Source organism: Paenibacillus sp. MZ03-122A, assembly GCF_024213325.1.
Classification (GTDB): domain Bacteria; phylum Bacillota; class Bacilli; order Paenibacillales; family Paenibacillaceae; genus Paenibacillus; species Paenibacillus polymyxa_B.
In genome coordinates this window covers 575,106-592,244 of the sequence record NZ_JANAVI010000002.1, presented here as the reverse complement: position 1 = coordinate 592,244, position 17,139 = coordinate 575,106, and the positions used below count along the sequence as shown (strand labels likewise).

General features: G+C 42.2%; 18 protein-coding genes. All 18 read right to left on the bottom strand.

All coding sequences use genetic code 11. The annotated features are described in order from the left end of the window. Window positions 1-14 precede the first annotated feature (14 nt). The gene (locus NLX74_RS06690; protein ID WP_254328276.1) at window positions 15-731 is read right to left on the bottom strand and encodes an acylneuraminate cytidylyltransferase family protein; all 717 of its coding nucleotides are present in this window, start codon (window positions 729-731) and stop codon (window positions 15-17) included. Beyond that, window positions 731-1,750 carry a UDP-N-acetylglucosamine 4,6-dehydratase family protein gene (locus NLX74_RS06685; RefSeq protein WP_254328275.1) on the bottom strand — a complete coding sequence of 340 codons (1,020 nt, stop codon included), beginning with the start codon at window positions 1,748-1,750 and terminating at the stop codon, window positions 731-733. The genes NLX74_RS06690 and NLX74_RS06685 overlap by 1 nt, the downstream gene beginning before the upstream one ends. A gap of 29 nt (window positions 1,751-1,779) precedes the next feature. Further along, on the bottom strand, window positions 1,780-3,588 hold the full coding sequence (locus NLX74_RS06680) for a motility associated factor glycosyltransferase family protein (RefSeq protein ID WP_051717978.1): 1,809 nt from the start codon (window positions 3,586-3,588) through the stop codon (window positions 1,780-1,782). A 125-nt stretch (window positions 3,589-3,713) separates the two neighbouring features. Beyond that, complete coding sequence (locus NLX74_RS06675; RefSeq protein WP_209940547.1) at window positions 3,714-4,058, bottom strand: hypothetical protein; 345 nt, start codon at window positions 4,056-4,058, stop codon at window positions 3,714-3,716. Further along, window positions 4,058-4,441, bottom strand: a complete 384-nt coding sequence (gene fliS / locus NLX74_RS06670) for a flagellar export chaperone FliS (RefSeq protein WP_039271489.1) — start codon at window positions 4,439-4,441, stop codon at window positions 4,058-4,060. Before fliS ends, NLX74_RS06675 begins: the two co-directional genes overlap by 1 nt. A gap of 14 nt (window positions 4,442-4,455) precedes the next feature. Continuing rightward, complete coding sequence (gene fliD / locus NLX74_RS06665) at window positions 4,456-5,928, bottom strand: flagellar filament capping protein FliD (RefSeq protein ID WP_039271491.1); 1,473 nt, start codon at window positions 5,926-5,928, stop codon at window positions 4,456-4,458. A gap of 12 nt (window positions 5,929-5,940) precedes the next feature. Then, complete coding sequence (locus tag NLX74_RS06660; protein WP_039271493.1) at window positions 5,941-6,324, bottom strand: flagellar protein FlaG; 384 nt, start codon at window positions 6,322-6,324, stop codon at window positions 5,941-5,943. Between the two features lie 169 nt (window positions 6,325-6,493). Further along, window positions 6,494-7,267 (bottom strand): flagellin N-terminal helical domain-containing protein, encoded by a 774-nt coding sequence (locus NLX74_RS06655; RefSeq protein ID WP_039271495.1) that lies wholly within the window; start codon window positions 7,265-7,267, stop codon window positions 6,494-6,496. Window positions 7,268-7,657: 390 nt separating this feature from the next. Then, window positions 7,658-7,894: a carbon storage regulator CsrA gene (gene csrA, locus NLX74_RS06650; protein ID WP_025719131.1), complete on the bottom strand. Its 237-nt coding sequence runs from the start codon at window positions 7,892-7,894 to the stop codon at window positions 7,658-7,660. After that, a complete protein-coding gene (locus tag NLX74_RS06645; protein ID WP_254328274.1) occupies window positions 7,894-8,340 on the bottom strand; it encodes a flagellar assembly protein FliW in 447 nt (148 codons plus the stop codon). The genes csrA and NLX74_RS06645 overlap by 1 nt, the downstream gene beginning before the upstream one ends. Window positions 8,341-8,423: 83 nt before the next feature. Beyond that, window positions 8,424-9,332, bottom strand: a complete 909-nt coding sequence (gene flgL, locus NLX74_RS06640) for a flagellar hook-associated protein FlgL (RefSeq protein ID WP_254328273.1) — start codon at window positions 9,330-9,332, stop codon at window positions 8,424-8,426. A 24-nt stretch (window positions 9,333-9,356) separates the two neighbouring features. Further along, on the bottom strand, window positions 9,357-10,937 hold the full coding sequence (gene flgK / locus NLX74_RS06635) for a flagellar hook-associated protein FlgK (RefSeq protein ID WP_254328272.1): 1,581 nt from the start codon (window positions 10,935-10,937) through the stop codon (window positions 9,357-9,359). Between the two features lie 15 nt (window positions 10,938-10,952). After that, window positions 10,953-11,453, bottom strand: a complete 501-nt coding sequence (locus NLX74_RS06630; protein ID WP_254328271.1) for a flagellar protein FlgN — start codon at window positions 11,451-11,453, stop codon at window positions 10,953-10,955. 10 nt (window positions 11,454-11,463) lie between these two features. Continuing rightward, complete coding sequence (flgM, locus tag NLX74_RS06625; RefSeq protein ID WP_039271505.1) at window positions 11,464-11,739, bottom strand: flagellar biosynthesis anti-sigma factor FlgM; 276 nt, start codon at window positions 11,737-11,739, stop codon at window positions 11,464-11,466. Window positions 11,740-11,934: 195 nt separating this feature from the next. Next, a complete protein-coding gene (locus tag NLX74_RS06620; RefSeq protein ID WP_044648603.1) occupies window positions 11,935-12,345 on the bottom strand; it encodes a TIGR03826 family flagellar region protein in 411 nt (136 codons plus the stop codon). 739 nt (window positions 12,346-13,084) lie between these two features. Continuing rightward, complete coding sequence (locus NLX74_RS06615; protein WP_254328270.1) at window positions 13,085-13,552, bottom strand: LysM peptidoglycan-binding domain-containing protein; 468 nt, start codon at window positions 13,550-13,552, stop codon at window positions 13,085-13,087. A gap of 383 nt (window positions 13,553-13,935) precedes the next feature. After that, window positions 13,936-14,502 carry a ComF family protein gene (locus NLX74_RS06610; protein WP_254328269.1) on the bottom strand — a complete coding sequence of 189 codons (567 nt, stop codon included), beginning with the start codon at window positions 14,500-14,502 and terminating at the stop codon, window positions 13,936-13,938. A 347-nt stretch (window positions 14,503-14,849) separates the two neighbouring features. Continuing rightward, entirely contained in the window at window positions 14,850-16,943 is a 2,094-nt protein-coding gene (locus NLX74_RS06605; protein ID WP_254328268.1) for an ATP-dependent helicase ComFA, read from the bottom strand. Between the last annotated feature and the right edge of the window lie 196 nt (window positions 16,944-17,139).

Below are 17,139 nucleotides of genomic sequence, written 5' to 3'. Positions count from 1 at the left end.
TATATCCCTCCCTCCTACTGCAAGGATTCCTTGTGATTGGATTCTCTCCAAAAAAACTCTGCCATTTTTAAATCAAACTCGTCATCTATGTCAATAGATCGTTCTTTAGGCATAATGTAGCCACAATTATTAGGCCCAACCAGAGTGTCACTATTCATCAACAAATCTCTTTTCACGATATAGATGGCTCCATTTAGAGCATGTAGTTCTTTCAGATCTTGCCTTCTCAAATGCTCCCTCTCATCTTTCAGGTAGGGCGTAAGCCGCCCGTTATCCATTTCCCTTAGTAGATAAGGTTGCACTCCAGACAAAGTGACACTTTGAAGTGAATCAGCCTGATGATCCAAAAATATTTTATATGCTTCTTTAATGTCCATAGCATTTCGCAGTGGAGATGTGGGCTGAAGCAGCATAATAACATCAAAAAATTGATTTTGCGTCTGCTCATAAAATTCAACTGCATGCTTCAATACATCAATGCTTTTAGCCTCATCGGTGGCCAGTTCATCGGGCCTTATAAACGGAATAGCCGCTCCGGCTTGGCCTGATACACGAGCAATCTCTTTACAATCCGTTGAAACTATAACTTCGTCCACACAACCACTATTTAGCGCGGCTTCAATGCTATATTGAATGAGCGCTTTATCATGTAACAATCTTATGTTTTTACCGGGTAAACCTTTTGATCCACCCCGCGCAGGAATAATAGCCAAACATTTGTGATTGCTCATCATACAATACCTTTTGTAAAGCCCAATCCGTTCTGTTCAATAAGCTCCCGGATGGCTTTCGGGAAAATCTGTGGTGCAGTCATCGAAGAATATTCTTGACGAATTGCCTTTTGAAAACCTTCATATTCTTGCTCTGCGGTATGAAATAACGAAGGAATGATATACATTTGTCCATTCTCCAACGCTCTTTCCGATTCCTCAAGCGTCATTAGCTCCTCATATAGCTTTTCTCCCGGCCGGATTCCGGTCTCAATAGTTTCTCCACCATAAGGTTTACCAACTGCCTCTTCATACGAGTCAATCAAACATTGGGCCAAATCCGTAATTTTGAGAATCGGCATTTTTAGTACAAATACTTCTCCGCCTTGCGAATAGCGGGCCGCGTCTATGACCAACTGAGCGGCTTGAGGAATAGACATCATAAACCGAGTCATCTCTGCATGTGTGACCGTCACCGGTATCCCTTTAGCAATCTGATCACGGAATAATGGAATAACGGAACCTCTGGACCCCATAACATTTCCAAAGCGGACACAAGAGAAAATGGTACGTTTGCTCCCTTTATACAAGTTGGCGGCAGAAATCAAACGTTCTGATAGCAGCTTCGTAGCCCCCATCGTATTCGTTGGGTTTACCACTTTATCTGTGCTGATGGCTACTACTTTTTCTACATTATGCTCAATAGCCGTCTCTATCAGATTTTGTACGCCAATAACATTCGTTTTCACTGCTTCCATAGGGTTGTACTCGCATGCAGGCACATGTTTGAGAGCAGCAGCATGAAAGATATAATCCACATCCTCCATAGCATAACTCAGTCTCTGCTTGTCCCTGATATCACCGATTAGATAACGTATATTCGTATATTCTTTTAATTCCTGTTGCAGATCAAACTGCTTGCTCTCATCCCTGCTAAAAATCCGTAAGGCTCTAGGGTTATAAGATAAAATATTACGTACAATTTCGCTTCCAATGGAACCTGTGCCGCCCGTAACCAGTACAATCTTGTTGGTAAACATAATGACCTCCGGAGTGTAAAACGATTAATTTATATATCTTTTTGGACCACTGCATCGCTATCTGTTTTTTTATCTAAACGGCGAATCGATTCCGAAAACATTTCTTCGAGTATTGGAATTTGTGTTGTAATATCCTTTAAAATCTTACCAACGTGCTCATAAATTAAATCAGACTTACGAGTCAACTGATGTTCTGTCACAATCACAGGAAGCACCTGATCAAAACGAGCAACTTCGATAGGCATAATGGACTCAAATATAGGTGAGAACCATTCCCTGTTGGCAATCAATCCCCACATCTGCTCTATAGACTCCACCATATTTTGAGCCTTTGCTGGTCTAGTCCGGCTAAACTCGCGTAGCTTATTCATAAGCTTGTGAATTGCTGCAATCTCAGAGCGTACATTAGAGAAGTCCTCAAGTGTCACTATCAGCTTGTCTCTGACGTCCTGCACCTTATTCATATCAACAGCAAGATTTTTTTTGTTTATCAAATCAGCAATTGCATCATTGTCAACATGTTCCGAAGCCATGAGATCGTAGATCTCTTCCATAGGCTTAAATGGAGCACCCTCAATCACTGCACCGTTGCGACTTGAATTGACGAATTCAAGTCGTGGAAGGGCAGCAATCAGATTTTCGAGCCCATCCTTCATCAGGGAGAAACTCTCATCTGTAAAGTTGTATGTCCCCTTTACATTCAGCACTTTCTTTGGTGCTTCCTGCACTATCTTATCCGTAGTTTCGGCTGCAAAGTGCTCTATCCCATCTGCGTAAAACTTATTATCAGGAAATGATAAATCCTGACCTGCAAGTATAATTCGTTTAGCCCCTAGACAGGCTGCTACCTGAATAGCCGTTCCTGCAACTGTTTCTGTAGGCGATATAAAAAGCTCTTCTCTACTGAGTCCTAGGAAATACTGAGATACATCATCGCTTTTCATAATACTATGAATTTTTTCTGCGCAATTCTGATCCGAAATCTCATAATAAGATGATGAGGTAAACAGTAAGGGCTGTTCCCTCGTTGCAGAGGAAGCAAAGATCTTTTTATTCACTGGATGTCCATCCATAATCACAGCAAGGTGAGGCTGAATTCCATGCTTTATTAATGCCTGAATACTCGAGCCTGCTGAAATAATCAGTACATGCGGACGTAATTTTTTCAGGCATTCAATATCCTCCTGTAACGATGGTCCCGATGATACCACAACCGCCGTTGCACCTTCAAAAGCATAAAAAATTTGTTCAATGGAAGGAGTGTACAGTACATCAGATAGATGATATAAAAAATTTCGAGTCCATTCTTCTCGAAAACGATGCTCTGTATGTTTATCTACCAAAAAGCTATAGCGATATTCCTGAAATTGTTCCTTTACTTCACGCAGCATACTCATATCATCGGTTAGATACTTACGCAGCGCAATAAACACTAAATCTTCCATCATGTAACTACTCAGCATGTGAAACATCATATCGAGTTGAGAACCACCAACTGCTAGCCAGTATAAATTGGGATGCTCCAATAAAAGACTGAGGTCATAGTCTGTTATTGCCTTCCTAAACAGCTGCTCATCCGGCTCGTATACAAACAACCAGTGGTTCGGGTACAATTCGAGGAGATCAGCAATACTGAGCCCTCTTTCAAACCCGTATACAAAAATAATCTTCCCATTCCCAATAGATCCATCAACAGCATTGAGCCAAGCGATATCCCTTTCAAAAGACTCGGTAAACAAAGGTATAGATAAGTCATCATTCGGCAAACTATTTAAATGGGTTGCAACATGAGGAAACCTTTGCTCTAGAATTGTATGGTTTATTTGTAGTTGAGACAAGGTAATACCACCGTTTCGCATTAAGATTTGTTAATTAGTATATCGGATTTACTCTTAATGGAATGAACCTTTTCACAAAAATACCCCTATTCTAACCGAATAGGGGACGCTCCATAAAACATTTTTTATTTGCGATGATCAATAAACAAACTGTCTACAGAATAAGCTTGTTGGTATGCATGCTGCTGCACACGAATGGCTCCACGTTTCTCCATCCATTGACCAGCCTTATCCTTTAGTACATGCATACGCTGCAAAATTACAGAATCGTTACTTAGTATATCACGAATTTTCTGCTTATCATTTTCCGTTAACGATGGTTGATAGGGCTGCATCTGTTCTACAATGCGCTGCCTTTGATCTGCAAACTGTTCAAACTCTTCCTCACTTATATTCAGAAGGTTAGATAACACTGCTTCTGTCCTATGTTGCAGCTCTTCAAGGAGTACTTGCATATTAGGATCTGCCATCACACACTACCAACTACACCAGGCATTTTCATGGCTTCCAACCAAGCTTCCCGTAGGTCAGTCAAATGTTCCAGCACCTCTTGTGCCGGAGCGGCTATTTTGTGAACATTCGCCTCAATCAGCTCATGCAGCATATATTCATACACTCGCAATAAGTCATGGGATATTGGATACTCAAAATTCAACGCAGATATCAACTCGTGTACAATCGCTTGCGCTTTACACAAATTATTATTTGCTTTCTCGTTATCCTTATTCTCTATCCCCTCAATTCCCGCACGAAGGAAACGAATAGCCCCATCGTACAGCATAATTAGCAGTTTAGGCTTGGAAGCAGTTTGCGCTTGAGTCTGCCGGTATTTCTGATAGGGTGTATTGATCAATTGTAAAACCTCCTTTATGACGACATGCCAGTAAGACTCGAAGATGTACTATTATACTTGCTGATTGCCGTCTCCATCGCGGTGAATTTTTTGTAATAGTTAGTTTCAATCATCGTTAGACGGCTAGTCATGTCACTAATTCGACGGTCCAGGCTCGACAATTGCTCTCCCATTGTGCTCGTAGAAAGAAATGAAGCAGTTAGGTCCTTACTTACTTTTGAAGTACCAGCTGTATCTGCCATTCTTTGAAGTGAGGTATTCGAAATTTTCTTTAGTTTAGCAAGAACACCATCTTGTTGTGTATATTTATTTGTTAATAGGGTACTTGGGTCCTGTTTCCCGAAAAAGTTCGCGACAATATCTGGATCTTTTTCTACCGCTGCACGCAATTTGTCTGCATCTAGAATAAGCTTGCCTTTGGTATCATACGTCCCCGTAGTGATTCCTAGCTCAGACATCATTAAGGGCTTATTCTTACCATCCGCGTCAACTCTGCCGATATCTACACCTTGAATCATAGCACTACGCATCTCAGATAATGTATCCTGCAGGATAGGATCGTTTCTAAGCATGCCACTCTTGGCCTTGGTTGTCCAGAGCTTGGCTTCATCATCACTCATAGCGGCTCTTTGTTCCGTCGTAAGCGGAGCGTATTTTTTATATCTCTCCTCACCAACCTTGCCATTGAGTGTAGCGAGAACATCATTATATGCATCGACAAAGCTTTGAATATTCTCCACAATCTTATCGGTATCTTTGGTAGCTTCGATTTTTGTAGCAGCACCACCGGCTGCCTTTAGTGTAATATCAATGCCATTAATGGTAAAATTATTTGATGACTTTTTGACTTCAAGTCCATTTACCTTTAGCACAGCATCGGTTCCATTCGTTGAAGACAGTTTAAACTCACTACTAATTTGACCGTCGATATTGAATGCTTGTGAACCGGTAGTTCTGCTCGTTAATGACAAACCCGATTTGGGGTCATACAGGGCCGTTACTCCTGTCTTACTGTTATCATTAATTTTTTTAACAAACGATTCAATGGTTTCGTTTGCATCCACATCAATAGTAGCCCCACCAACCTGAACCGTGCGAGCTGCTCCATCAGAAAAGGCAAGTTCAGTGCTTGCCTTCTCCGACCATGAACTGTCTGAGACAGACCTTGCAGCAGTAGCGAGATTGGTTACGGAGATATCCAGTACTCCACTGGCAGATGATGAAGCTGATGCAGACAAGGCATCACTATTGCCCGATACTGTTACTTTCTGCGGATTCATTGAAGCAGTACGACTTAATGTCGTCAGTTTATCTTGTAGAAATGAAACAATTTTAGTACTGGACTCACGATAGTTTTCTCGTTTCCATTCCATTAGCTGCTTTTGTTGAGTCAGCTTATCGAGAGGTACACGCTTAGCAGTCATCAGTTTTTTAACCATTGCATCAACATCCATGCCTGAAGCAAGCCCACTTATTCTAGTTACCATGGTTATATCCCCCTATACTTTTTTATCGATAATAATCCCTGCAATTTCCATCATTCTAGCCGCTATATCTAAAATTTTTTCGGGAGGTACCTCACGAATCAGATCGCCCGTTTCCTTGTTCATCACTTTTATCATGATTGCATGCGTCTTTTCATGCACAGAGATCTCAAACGTCTTCTGTGGGCCTTGTATAGCATCAATTACTTTCTGTAGCTCCAAAACTGCTTCCTCATGTGACGGTTGCTTCTGACCGGTGCCGCCTCTATTGGCTGTTCGGGGAGCATCTTGTGTAGCAGCATAATTTGTTTCGGCATCCGAAGGGGCTTCACGTTTTATTCCTGCTGATGACTGAACCGGCAACAGATTCCCGGTGCTAGGGGGGATCATCGAGTCCATAGAATAACCTCCATTAGTATTTTTAAATACAATAGAACCGTTCTATATTTGAAAAGCCAATACATTATATATCGGTAAAAGCGTGTAATTATTTATGAAAAAACTAAAATAAAACAAAAAAAGATCCTGCAAAAGCAGGATCTTTTTTTGTAACGGCTGTCGTTTAAAATTAACGCAGCAACGACAGTACGCCTTGTGGCGCGGAGTTTGCTTGTGACAACATGGATTGCGAAGCTTGCAGCAAGATGTTGTTTTTGGACAGAGCAACCATTTCTTTTGCCATGTCAGTGTCACGAATACGGGATTCGGAAGCTGTCAGGTTTTCTACAGTTGTGCCCAAGTTATTGGAAGTATATTCCATACGATTTTGCATAGCACCGAGGTTCGCACGTTGCTTAGCAACCGCTTCAATTGCAGCTGTTGTAGCAGACAAAGTAACTGCAGAAGTAAGACCTCTGAAACGAGCGGAACTGATACCTTTAATAGTAATTACGAACTTGTCATCATCAGCTTGGATTTTAACGCCTGCTCCGCCAGAAATTGAAATACCGTTGAATTTTGTGTTGGACAGGATTGCGTCAATTTGACTACCCAATTGACCAAGTTCTGCTTTGATGTTGGATTTATCGCCAGCACTGTAAGTATCATTGGATTGTTGAACGCTCAGTTCTTTCATACGAGTCAGCATGGAGGATACTTCGTTCATTGCACCTTCAGCTGTTTGTGCGAAAGAGATACCATCTTGAACGTTACGTTGTGCTTGTTCCAAACCACGGATTTGACCGCGCATTTTTTCGGAAATGGAGAGACCAGCAGCATCGTCAGCTGCACGGTTGATGCGCAGACCTGAAGACAATTTTTCCATGTTTTTGCTTGCTGCCGTGTTGTTCAATTGCATGTTACGGTGTGTATTTACTGCAGGTAAGTTGTGATTGATAATCATTTTAAATTTCCTCCCTGAAATGGTTTGATTCCCACATCCTTGTGGTATAAGCGTCTTCACAGGTCGGCCGCCCTGAAGAATTACCGCTCTAAAATATATATCGACCCTAAGACTAGAATTGTTTATAGCATTCCAGATTTTTTTTGAAATATTTTCTTAGAAGTCTACGACTCGGTTATTTCGATTAAAAGTCAATATCTCTATAATGATGACCTTGCCCAAATCCGAACTGTCTACACCTGACTTAAGCCATTAAACAATCACCCAGGTGATAAATGTGGAATACAAGATTATATCAAGCACTGTTTCCAGATGAATAAACGTAAAATTGAAGGCCGACACTTTACTCGTGTCGGCCTTTCTCAATGATTGTGCACTACTATTTATTGTTTAATCAGACTTTCTCTTATCCATTTCCAACATTGCATTTTGAATAGCATTCGAATCCATAACAGCAATTTGATTATTTTGCTGAATAGCATCAAAGACTTCTTTTCGGTAAATATCGATATCCTTAGGGGCAGAAATACCGATTTTCACAGTATCTCCTTCAACAGAAAGAACTGTAATGACGATATCATTCTGAATTACAATAGATTCACCTTTTTTACGTGTTAATACCAGCATTAGGACTCACCGCCTTTGCTGGACTCTATTTCATTCCACAAGGGATGCTTAATTGTATAGTTCGTATTTTGCAAAACAATTTGCTTTCCCGTCTGCTGTTCAATGTTAAAAATTAAAGGCGCAAGCAAATTAACTGTTGTTTTGGATTGATCACTGTTCCATGTACAAATACATCGTACTGATATCTGTTCCTGACTTGTAATCCCAATATCCTCTAGAGCATCATCAGATAACTCAAATTCATAATCTTCAAAGAAATCAAATGGATTTACGGTGATAAAAATAGTAGCTGGCTGTTCTACTGCACTGAAAAGACTAAATAATTCATTATGCTCCTGTAGCTGAAATTCCCGAAGTTGTTCAAATCCTGGTATTCCTTTCGGAAACACATAAAGACTAGTATTTTCATCTCGGTTCTCTTCATCTAATCTCTGTTCTGGGGTCATAAGTAACTCCTCCTATAAATAGTAACAAAAAAGCTACGGACCACTCGTCCATAGCTTCAAATCACAAATGTCAAAGATAAAAATCAGCTCATAAAGTCCATCAAAGATGGCTGCATGATCTTAGCAGATGATTTCAGGGCAGCTTCATAAATGGTTTGGGCAGATGTAGCCTGAATCATCAAACTAGCAACATCCGCATCTTCCGTTTTAGCTTGAAGTGTCGTCAAATTCAAATTTCGCTCTTCCAAACGGGATTGTATCAGTTCAACCCGATTCGTACGCGCTCCCACTTCAGACAAACTTGTCTGCATTTTAGTAAAGCGGGATTCAATACTTGAAAGTTGACTCGATATTGCTGTACTATTTCCGCTGCTTAGTGCAGAAGATATAGCATCCATGACCTTAAAAACATTATCAGCATCTGTCGATTTCCCAAAAAAATCGCTACCGGACGTATTTACCCGAAATGCGTCTTGGTCTCCAACTGCATAGCTAACAGCGGCTTGATCCGGATTAATCTGATCATAACTTGTTACCGTAGCAGATAGCTGATACGGCGCCTGATCATAATTTTGTCCATTAAAAACATACTTCCCACGAAGCTGGCTGTTACCAATATTCATCATTTGTTCTTTTAACTGATCAACTTCCAGTTTAATTGAATCCAAGCCAGATTGAGGAAGGGTTTCACTTGAAGCTTGAACTGTCAGCTCTTTAAGACGCTTCATTACATCACTGGCTTGTTGCATGGTTGTATCAGTGAAATCTAACCAGCTAACAGCTGCATCTGAGTTTGTCTTATATTGTTCATTAGAAGCCAACTCGGCTCTGTACCGTAGGGCATAAGTTACCCCTACTGGATCATCTGAAGGCTTATTCAACTTACGACCAGTCGAAATCTGATTCTCCATTTTACCCATATTATTATTATTTCGATTCAGGTTACTGAGCAGTTGCATATTAGTCATCCCTGAAGTCACTCGAATTGGCATGGCTTACTCCACCTTCTCATTATACTAGAGACCTACGCGACCTGTACCATTAATCAGCTTTTCCAACAGTTGATCAAAAGTTGTCATGAACCGGGAAGCTGCACTGTAAGCATGTTGAAACTTGATCATGTTTGACATTTCTTCATCCAGTGATACCCCGCTGACAGATTGGCGGTTCAAGTCCACTTGCTCGGTCAACAACTGTGCATTCTGCGATTGTCGCTCTGCTTCCTGAGTTTGAACACCCAATTGCCCAACAATTGCACTGAAGAAGTCATCTACAGTGGTGGTTTGCGCTTGAGTTGTATTAAAACCAAACTTTACATTTTTCAGGCTCGCCATAGACAATGCCAATGCATTGTTACCTACGGTCACCTTCTCATTGGCCGTTCCCGTTCCATCTACACGCAAAGAACTGGCAATTTTGTTTGGATCGTCTTGAATATCCTTATTCAACGTAATGTTACCTGCTGTAATAGCAGCTCCATCTTTGGAGGTAAAGAACGCCCCGCCCTTTTGTGGTGTCGTACCACTAAGTGTGTATCCCAACTGATGGAGTCCATTAATTCCTTGTACGGTTACTTTCAAATCCGCGGTCAAGGTTCTGTTGTTATTCGCATTTGAGTAAGTAACCGCTGCATTGTTGACACCTGAATTCAATACCGTTCCCTCAGGTAGAACTGTACCTGCAGGTAAAGTAATTTCAATGTTACCATTTGCCAATGTATTAGCTAACTGGTCCATCTGGGTTTTATAATCTGCTACATATTTATCTCTGGATAAAATCATACCGTACACTTCGCCACCAGTTAACGCTCCACCTTGATATGCAGCCTCAAGGCCAGCCGCCGTAATAGCAGTTACCTCTGCGCCAGCTACAGCTATCTGTCCTGCCACCGTTACCTGATAACCGTTATCCAGTTGAGTTACCTGCACATTCGCAAGCTTGGACAACTTATCAATTGCATAATCCCGCTGATCCCGCAAGTCATTTGGATTATCCCCAAGCTGTTCTAATTTATAAATATTTCCATTCAAATCCGCTACAGACTGCAATAACGAATTCATCTCAGATGTTTTTAATGTAACGTTATTAGTCAAATCAGAACTGAGTGCATCCAGTTGCTTACTAGCCTGGTTCATCGCATCTGTCAGAGCAAGTGTAGTCTCTTTTACAATTTTGCGATTCGTGACATCCTGGGGGTCTTGGCTCAGATCGGACCATGAATCCCAAAAATTATCCATGACCTTACGGATACCTGTATCGGAAGGCTCATTCATGATGGTCTCGAGCTTGTTCAGTGTGTCATAACGGATGTCCCATCCACCTTGAGAAGAACTTTCATTACGATACTGATCGTCGAGAAACGTCTGACGAACACGCTCAATAGCAGTGAATTCAACCCCTGTACCCATTTGACCTCGTACAACGGAACGGTTCAAACCATAGGCTTCCATAGATTCCGAGGCCTTCATACTAACCACTTGTCTGGAGTAACCCGCTGTGTTGGCATTCGAGATATTGTGTCCGGTTGTATTTAATGCAGCTGTTTGTGTGTTTAAGCTTCTTTTCGCTGTTTCTATACCATGAAATGTTGAGACCATGTTTTCCTCCTTCAATTAGGCGCGTGTATCAAATAGTCCCGCTCGTACTGATGATGTGCTCTTATCAGCTGGACGCTGATAAACCGCTTCAGATTCCGCATAATATGACATACTCTCAATAGAAAAATCAATATAGGAAAGCGCCTGTTGTATAAGCTGTTGATTCAACTCATTTAATTTTTTCAATTCTTCAAGCGTATCCGCTAGATTTTTTTGAATGTGAAGGAGGCGCTGCTTATCTTCTACATCAAACACAAGACGAGACAACTCCGTAATATTGAGATTCAACTTGGATTTAATACCACGTTCCTGCAAAAATTCATATGCTGCCTGCAGGCGTCGTTCATCCAGCTGTTCAATGTGTCTGGACATCTTCGATTCCTGATTCATGACTAGAATGAGCTGATCTACCTTATTTGATATCAGTGCTTCCTTTTTTTGAGTTCCTAATGCAATCAACTGCTCGTGAGCCTCTCTAAGCTGCTCCAGCACATCAATCAATCGCTCTAAAGGCATATTCCTTCACCTAGCTTTCGGAAGACTGCTTGAAGTAAGGTAACAGCTTCTCTGCAATTTTATCGGCATCCACACGATAGGTTCCAGAAGCTACTTGCTGCTTAAGCTCCTGAATTTTCTTAACACGGTCTGCATCACTGCTGCGGTTCAGCATTTCCATTGCTTCCGGAGAAATCGAAACCTCATCCTTGCGGCGGGACTTCTTAAGCTCCTCTTGACGTCCTGTTTCAATATTTCGCTGATATGGATTAATAGCTCCGATGCGGTTGGTCTCGTTAATTTTCATAACTTCCACCTTCCTTAGTTATTTGATATGGTCAGAATGTATCAGACGACATAGCGTCGAACATGGTTCGTATTATGCCTCACTTCTTTATTTTGTGCATGTTGCTAAAAATAAAAAAACCGATAAGCTCTATAAAGATTATCGGCGGAATTTGAAACTTTTTGAATAGCTGAATGCGTTTTTAATTCCCCTGTACTACTTTCCACGAAGTTTATCAATCGCGCTGTAGGTACCTGAGCCCATATTATTACTTTGATCCTGATTACTACTTTCGCGTACAGCCTGATGCAGGTCTTTAGTCAGACGTGTTCGACAAGAATCGCACATATGCCCTTCACGAATCGGTATCCCGCATACCTCGCAAGGATACGTCATATTGGGCGCATTAGCAATGGAAATACGTCCCTCACGTATAAATGTCGTGATTTGCTTTACAGATACCTCAGTAGCCTCTGAAAGCTCATGCATATGAATGCCCTTATTTTCACGTATATGTTTGACACAACGTTCGTATTCAATTTCAATTTCTTTAATACAGTTCTGACAGATTCCCCTGACGTTCTTAATAAACAGCTTTCCACAGCGAGGACAGTTATCCAAATTCATCCTCTGTAGCGCCCCTTTCCAATTTCCGATCTTTAATTACTTTTATCCTTACATTAACTTATAATGAAGAGCCTCGTCTAGCAAATATTTCAAAAAAAAAAAGATTTTCGGATTTTACACAATTGCACATCTTATAAGTTATCATATTAATAGCATAAGGGAAAATGATCCATCAGCAAAAGTTTCTCTATATTTATATTCAATGTCATAAAAAATAAAGAAAGCCCATGAAAGCTAATAGCTCAGCCTAGTGCATGTATCTATTTATCGTCAAACATTACACCGTACTTTAGATAGAAAATAAAATAAGCGCCATTCCAGTTATTTTCGGGAATAGCGCTTCATCATACAATTAAAATAGCTATATATGAATATGAGTAAATGTAGAAACTATCAAGATGAGGGAAAAACCGGGCGAAACAATCCTCAGAAGAATTCATGTTCACCTGTGCCCCGAATGACATCAAGGAAATCCTGTAAATCCGGGGGAACGGCGCCCATACGAATGCTCCGCACATGGAGTGTGGGTATTCATAAATCTCATGGACCTAACATCATCTCAACTTATAACATATCTGAAATCAAGCTAGATGCATCCGTGGAAATTTGCAGCCCAAAAAAACAAGCTATTTCACAAATAATTATTCAAAAAAGCATTGTTTTAATAGAGGCCTTCCCGTATACTATAGTCAAACGCTTGGTTTAAAAAACACACTTCATTATACATTTATAATGATATTTATTTATTTGTGTTTGTTTGCGGTACTTGCAGTTCTTGGCCTACTTTAACCAGGTTGTTGATTTTAACCAGTTCTTCAACAGTTACACCGTATTTTTCAGCGATAGAAGCCAATGTGTCGCCCTCTTGAACATTTACTGTGATTGTATTTACAGCAGCTGGTGTTTCAGTTGTAGTCGTTGCTGGTTTTGTGGTTGTTGCTTGATTGTTGTTCTCAGTAGCTGGTTGAGCTGGTGTTGTAGTTGCTGCATTTTCAGTAGTTACAGTTCCAAAAACTTTTGCTTCAAATGCTTTTTGTGCTGCCTCTTGTTGTTCTCTCATGATTTGATCTTCCAATTGTTGCTTTTCGTCATCGGAGTGGGATTTAGCCAATACTTGACCTGTTGCAAGCGGACTCAACAAAGATACTGCACCTAAACTAGCTGCCAACATGCTAGATATTACTACTTTTTTCATTACGTTTTTCATGATTTTTTCTCTCCTCTTTTTAAGCTTTAAATTTTAATTAACTGCTTTACTACTGAGCGAGACACTCCCAATGTCCGCTCTTTTGTCATTAGCTAATCACTTATTACCAATCATGTTAGCTATCAACAGATAGAAATTGTACTCCTCTTTTCCAAAAAAATCAACCTCTAAATTGAAATATTCTGTTTTCATCCTTCACTTCCTTACTTTTTGTTTGTCTCTATATTTTTATTATATACCTCTCTCTAGCTCATTGTCAAATCCTGCTGATTGTACGGCTTAAAAGACTTTTGCTCTATCATTTAATCCTTCTTACAAGAGAATTATAACCTCTTTTTCATAGTTTCAAGCAAAATTTCATGGAAAATACTAGATATTTAGACTTATGATCTTGCTAAGGTCAGGCAAAAAATAGTCAAATGTATTCCTTGCTCTAATGCCTTTTCTCTCAAAACACGCGCACACGCCTGCAATGTGCTTCCCGTTGTATAAATATCATCTACAAGCAAAACGGTAACAGAAGGCTTGTTCTCCGTAACACATTGAGATTCAGCTTTTAAAATAAAAGACTTCAACAAATTTGTCATATTGGGGTGGACAGAAAACGCATTATTCATGGTGTTCATGCGTTCCTTTTTGGATTTAAAGCTTTGTTTGCCTGTATCTTGTGGACGAGCAAGTAAAGATAGGAAGGGGAGCTTATTCCGCCTAGCAATCTCTTCTGCCAAGATCTGAGCCTGATTGAAGCCTCGCTCTGTCAGCCTCTTCTCACTTACCGGGACACAGGTCACTACATCCACACTCCACAAAGATTGCTTGAAACGAGAATGTTTATTGCCTGCAAACTCATACCTCATCGCCTGATAGGCTCGATTCATGATCTCGCCCAGCAAGGAACCATACTTTTCATTTCCACGATATTTGAACTGCCCAATCCATTCTCTCATCATCGGTGTATAGCTGGTTGCACTCCGATTGCACACATAGTAACGTACTAATCGGTCATGCCTTACGCAATCCGGGCATGACGTCGGACGTCCACAATAAACACAACGAATATCGTAAACCCAAGGAATTTGAAGCGAACAAGAAGTACAAATTCCGGGGAATTCGGAAAAACGCCCTGTGAGAGTGCCGCAAGCCATACATGTTTGGGACTGGCGATGGAATAGCCAATTCAAAAATAGACGGGTTGTTGGAATCATCCTCATACCAGAATGCACCTTTCTTGGTAGTTTACGTACCGACATTGTTTCAGGTTTCACATTTCCAAAAAAACTTTTTTTATTTAATGCATTTAGTGCTTCGCCTCCTTCAGGTATCCTCTTTTCCGAGCCAGTGCATTCATACGTTTAATCTGTCTAATTGCTCTCTTTTGACCTCGAGTCCATTGGGGGGATGTAAAAATAACACCTCCACATGGGTCATCCTTGGACCTTCCTGCACGACCCGCCATTTGGACAAGAGAGGCTTCATCAAAAAGACTGCTGTCCGCGTCTAATACGTACACATCACTCCGTGGAACAGTTACCCCTCGCTCCAAAATAGTCGTTGTAACCAGAACACGTATTTCAGTAGCTCGAAATAAGCGCACTTTAGCGGTTCTTTCTTCATCCTGTGAGGAGGTGCCTGCAATAGGTACATCAGGTAATTGTTTAATCAGCAGCTTCACAAGTCCCTGAATATGTGAGATTCGTGTCACAAACAGGAAAACCTGTGCCCCACGTTGTATGGATACGCGTAGGCGTTGAATAAAGGATAGGGGAAGCCGACCTTTTTGCAGCCAATGTTGCACTGAAGCAGTCCCCAGACGAAATGGGACAGGTAGAGGGTAACGATGAAAACGAACGGGAACCTTGGCGTGTGGCAGTAGACCGCGTGCAGCCTCTTTCTGCAAGGATTGCGGTGGTGTAGCAGATAAATAGATAAACTTTCCCTTCGGCTTACATACTGCTCGTGCAGCAAAGGCAAGCATAGGATCATTGTGATAAGGGAACGCGTCTATCTCATCAATCACAACCAAATCAAAAGCTTGACGATAACGCAATAGCTGATGTGTCGTTGCTAGTGTAAGCTGTCCCCTTTGCCACCGTTCTGCGCTTCCCCCGTAGAGCGTCACCATGCTCACATCGGGAAAAGCAATGGCCAATCGAGGCGCTAACTCCAGTACCACATCACGGCGTGGTGTTGCCACGAGTGCCGTTCCTCCGTGGTCCAACACATATTGCAATAGCGGAAACATCATTTCCGTCTTGCCTGCGCCTGTTACAGCCCAGAGCAGAAAACGTTCTACTGTGGTATCAGGCACCTGCCGATCAGCGTTATGCCTCGCACCTTCGCCAGGTTTTGGCGAAGGTTGCCTGCTGCGTGCAAGGGTGCTGCCATTCGAAGCGGCAGCATCTGATCCCCGGCGCGCAACCCTATCGCGCCGGAACAACGCCCGGAGCCCACGGCCTTCCGGGCGAAAACGTCCCCGCACTTCGCCGTGCGGTGCGGCCAAAAAGCGCAGCGCCGCTTCGGCGGCGGCACGTTGTGCAGGGCTCAGCCCCCAGCGGTCGAGTTCCATCGCCGGGGCCCTGCCTGCTGTGCACGGCAGGGCGGGTTTCGCTGCACCGCGCAACAGCAGCGAGCATTCACGGCTGCGCCCCAGTGCGAGACATGTCTCGCAGTAAGCGCACGCCTTACGTCCGCACGATGCGCAGCTCGTGCGGTGCACTACCCCGCTGCCACAACGATTGCAGCGAAGTTCATGCGTACGCGCGGCAGACCAGCGCGTACGTGGTGCTGGAGCGAGGCCAGCAGCAAAGCTGAGTCGGCCTTGCAGATATGCAAGTTGTGCAGCGGATCGCCAAGTATGCTCCAAACCTGGCGCTGCCTCTGCCAGCAGCGCTTCGACTTCCGGAACGAGTAACTGGCGTCCTGACAACAAATTAGCCAGTTCATTCGCTTGTCGTGTTAAACACTCCCTATCCAATCCATCAATTCGAATAGAACGTAAAATTCCGTCTGTTTCCCGTCCCTCATCCCCACCTTTTGTGCAGGAAGTCCACCCTTGTACATGATCCCAAATGCATATATTTTCTACTCCTCCAGACAAAATTCGTTCTCCATCAAAAGGCTCAATAGCCAGTTCACTTTTTAGCTGTGCGAGAATATAAGCCCACCACTGCCGTTTTCCCCATCGCACCATATTTGCTAATACCTTAAATGTTTCGCACAGCCTTCTCCCCCATGACAAGGGAAGCTCATCTCCTAAAAGCACCCATCTTTCGACAACATTCTCTTGCCCCTCATCTTGATTCATCCACCATGTCATATCTACTCGAATATCCGCAGATAATCGGAGAGTCCAATTCCCTTTATACCTCACTGCATATACTGCAATTTTCACCTTCCCCTGCTCCTCCCATTCATGATTTTTGCTGTTCTTGTTACCCCAAAGAACAGCAAAAAAGCACACTCCTAGGGCTAATAGCCTGAAGTGTGCTTCACATCAAGTAGATCTCAACGAAATCCCTGTCGTCTTGCCTATGCAACTGCTTTAAAACATTTATATCCGATTTTAACCACGATGTCCACAATCCCCT

Coding starts and splice junctions, on each gene's coding strand:
- NLX74_RS06690 (WP_254328276.1), bottom strand. CDS start 731: ATGAGCAATCACAAATGTTTGGCTATTATTCCTGCGCGGGGTGGATCA.
- NLX74_RS06685 (WP_254328275.1), bottom strand. CDS start 1,750: ATGTTTACCAACAAGATTGTACTGGTTACGGGCGGCACAGGTTCCATT.
- NLX74_RS06675 (WP_209940547.1), bottom strand. CDS start 4,058: ATGGCAGATCCTAATATGCAAGTACTCCTTGAAGAGCTGCAACATAGG.
- fliD (WP_039271491.1), bottom strand. CDS start 5,928: ATGGTAACTAGAATAAGTGGGCTTGCTTCAGGCATGGATGTTGATGCA.
- NLX74_RS06660 (WP_039271493.1), bottom strand. CDS start 6,324: ATGGACTCGATGATCCCCCCTAGCACCGGGAATCTGTTGCCGGTTCAG.
- NLX74_RS06655 (WP_039271495.1), bottom strand. CDS start 7,267: ATGATTATCAATCACAACTTACCTGCAGTAAATACACACCGTAACATG.
- csrA (WP_025719131.1), bottom strand. CDS start 7,894: ATGCTGGTATTAACACGTAAAAAAGGTGAATCTATTGTAATTCAGAAT.
- NLX74_RS06645 (WP_254328274.1), bottom strand. CDS start 8,340: ATGACCCCAGAACAGAGATTAGATGAAGAGAACCGAGATGAAAATACT.
- flgL (WP_254328273.1), bottom strand. CDS start 9,332: ATGCCAATTCGAGTGACTTCAGGGATGACTAATATGCAACTGCTCAGT.
- flgK (WP_254328272.1), bottom strand. CDS start 10,937: ATGGTCTCAACATTTCATGGTATAGAAACAGCGAAAAGAAGCTTAAAC.
- NLX74_RS06630 (WP_254328271.1), bottom strand. CDS start 11,453: ATGCCTTTAGAGCGATTGATTGATGTGCTGGAGCAGCTTAGAGAGGCT.
- flgM (WP_039271505.1), bottom strand. CDS start 11,739: ATGAAAATTAACGAGACCAACCGCATCGGAGCTATTAATCCATATCAG.
- NLX74_RS06620 (WP_044648603.1), bottom strand. CDS start 12,345: ATGAATTTGGATAACTGTCCTCGCTGTGGAAAGCTGTTTATTAAGAAC.
- NLX74_RS06615 (WP_254328270.1), bottom strand. CDS start 13,552: ATGAAAAACGTAATGAAAAAAGTAGTAATATCTAGCATGTTGGCAGCT.
- NLX74_RS06610 (WP_254328269.1), bottom strand. CDS start 14,502: ATGATGAGAGAATGGATTGGGCAGTTCAAATATCGTGGAAATGAAAAG.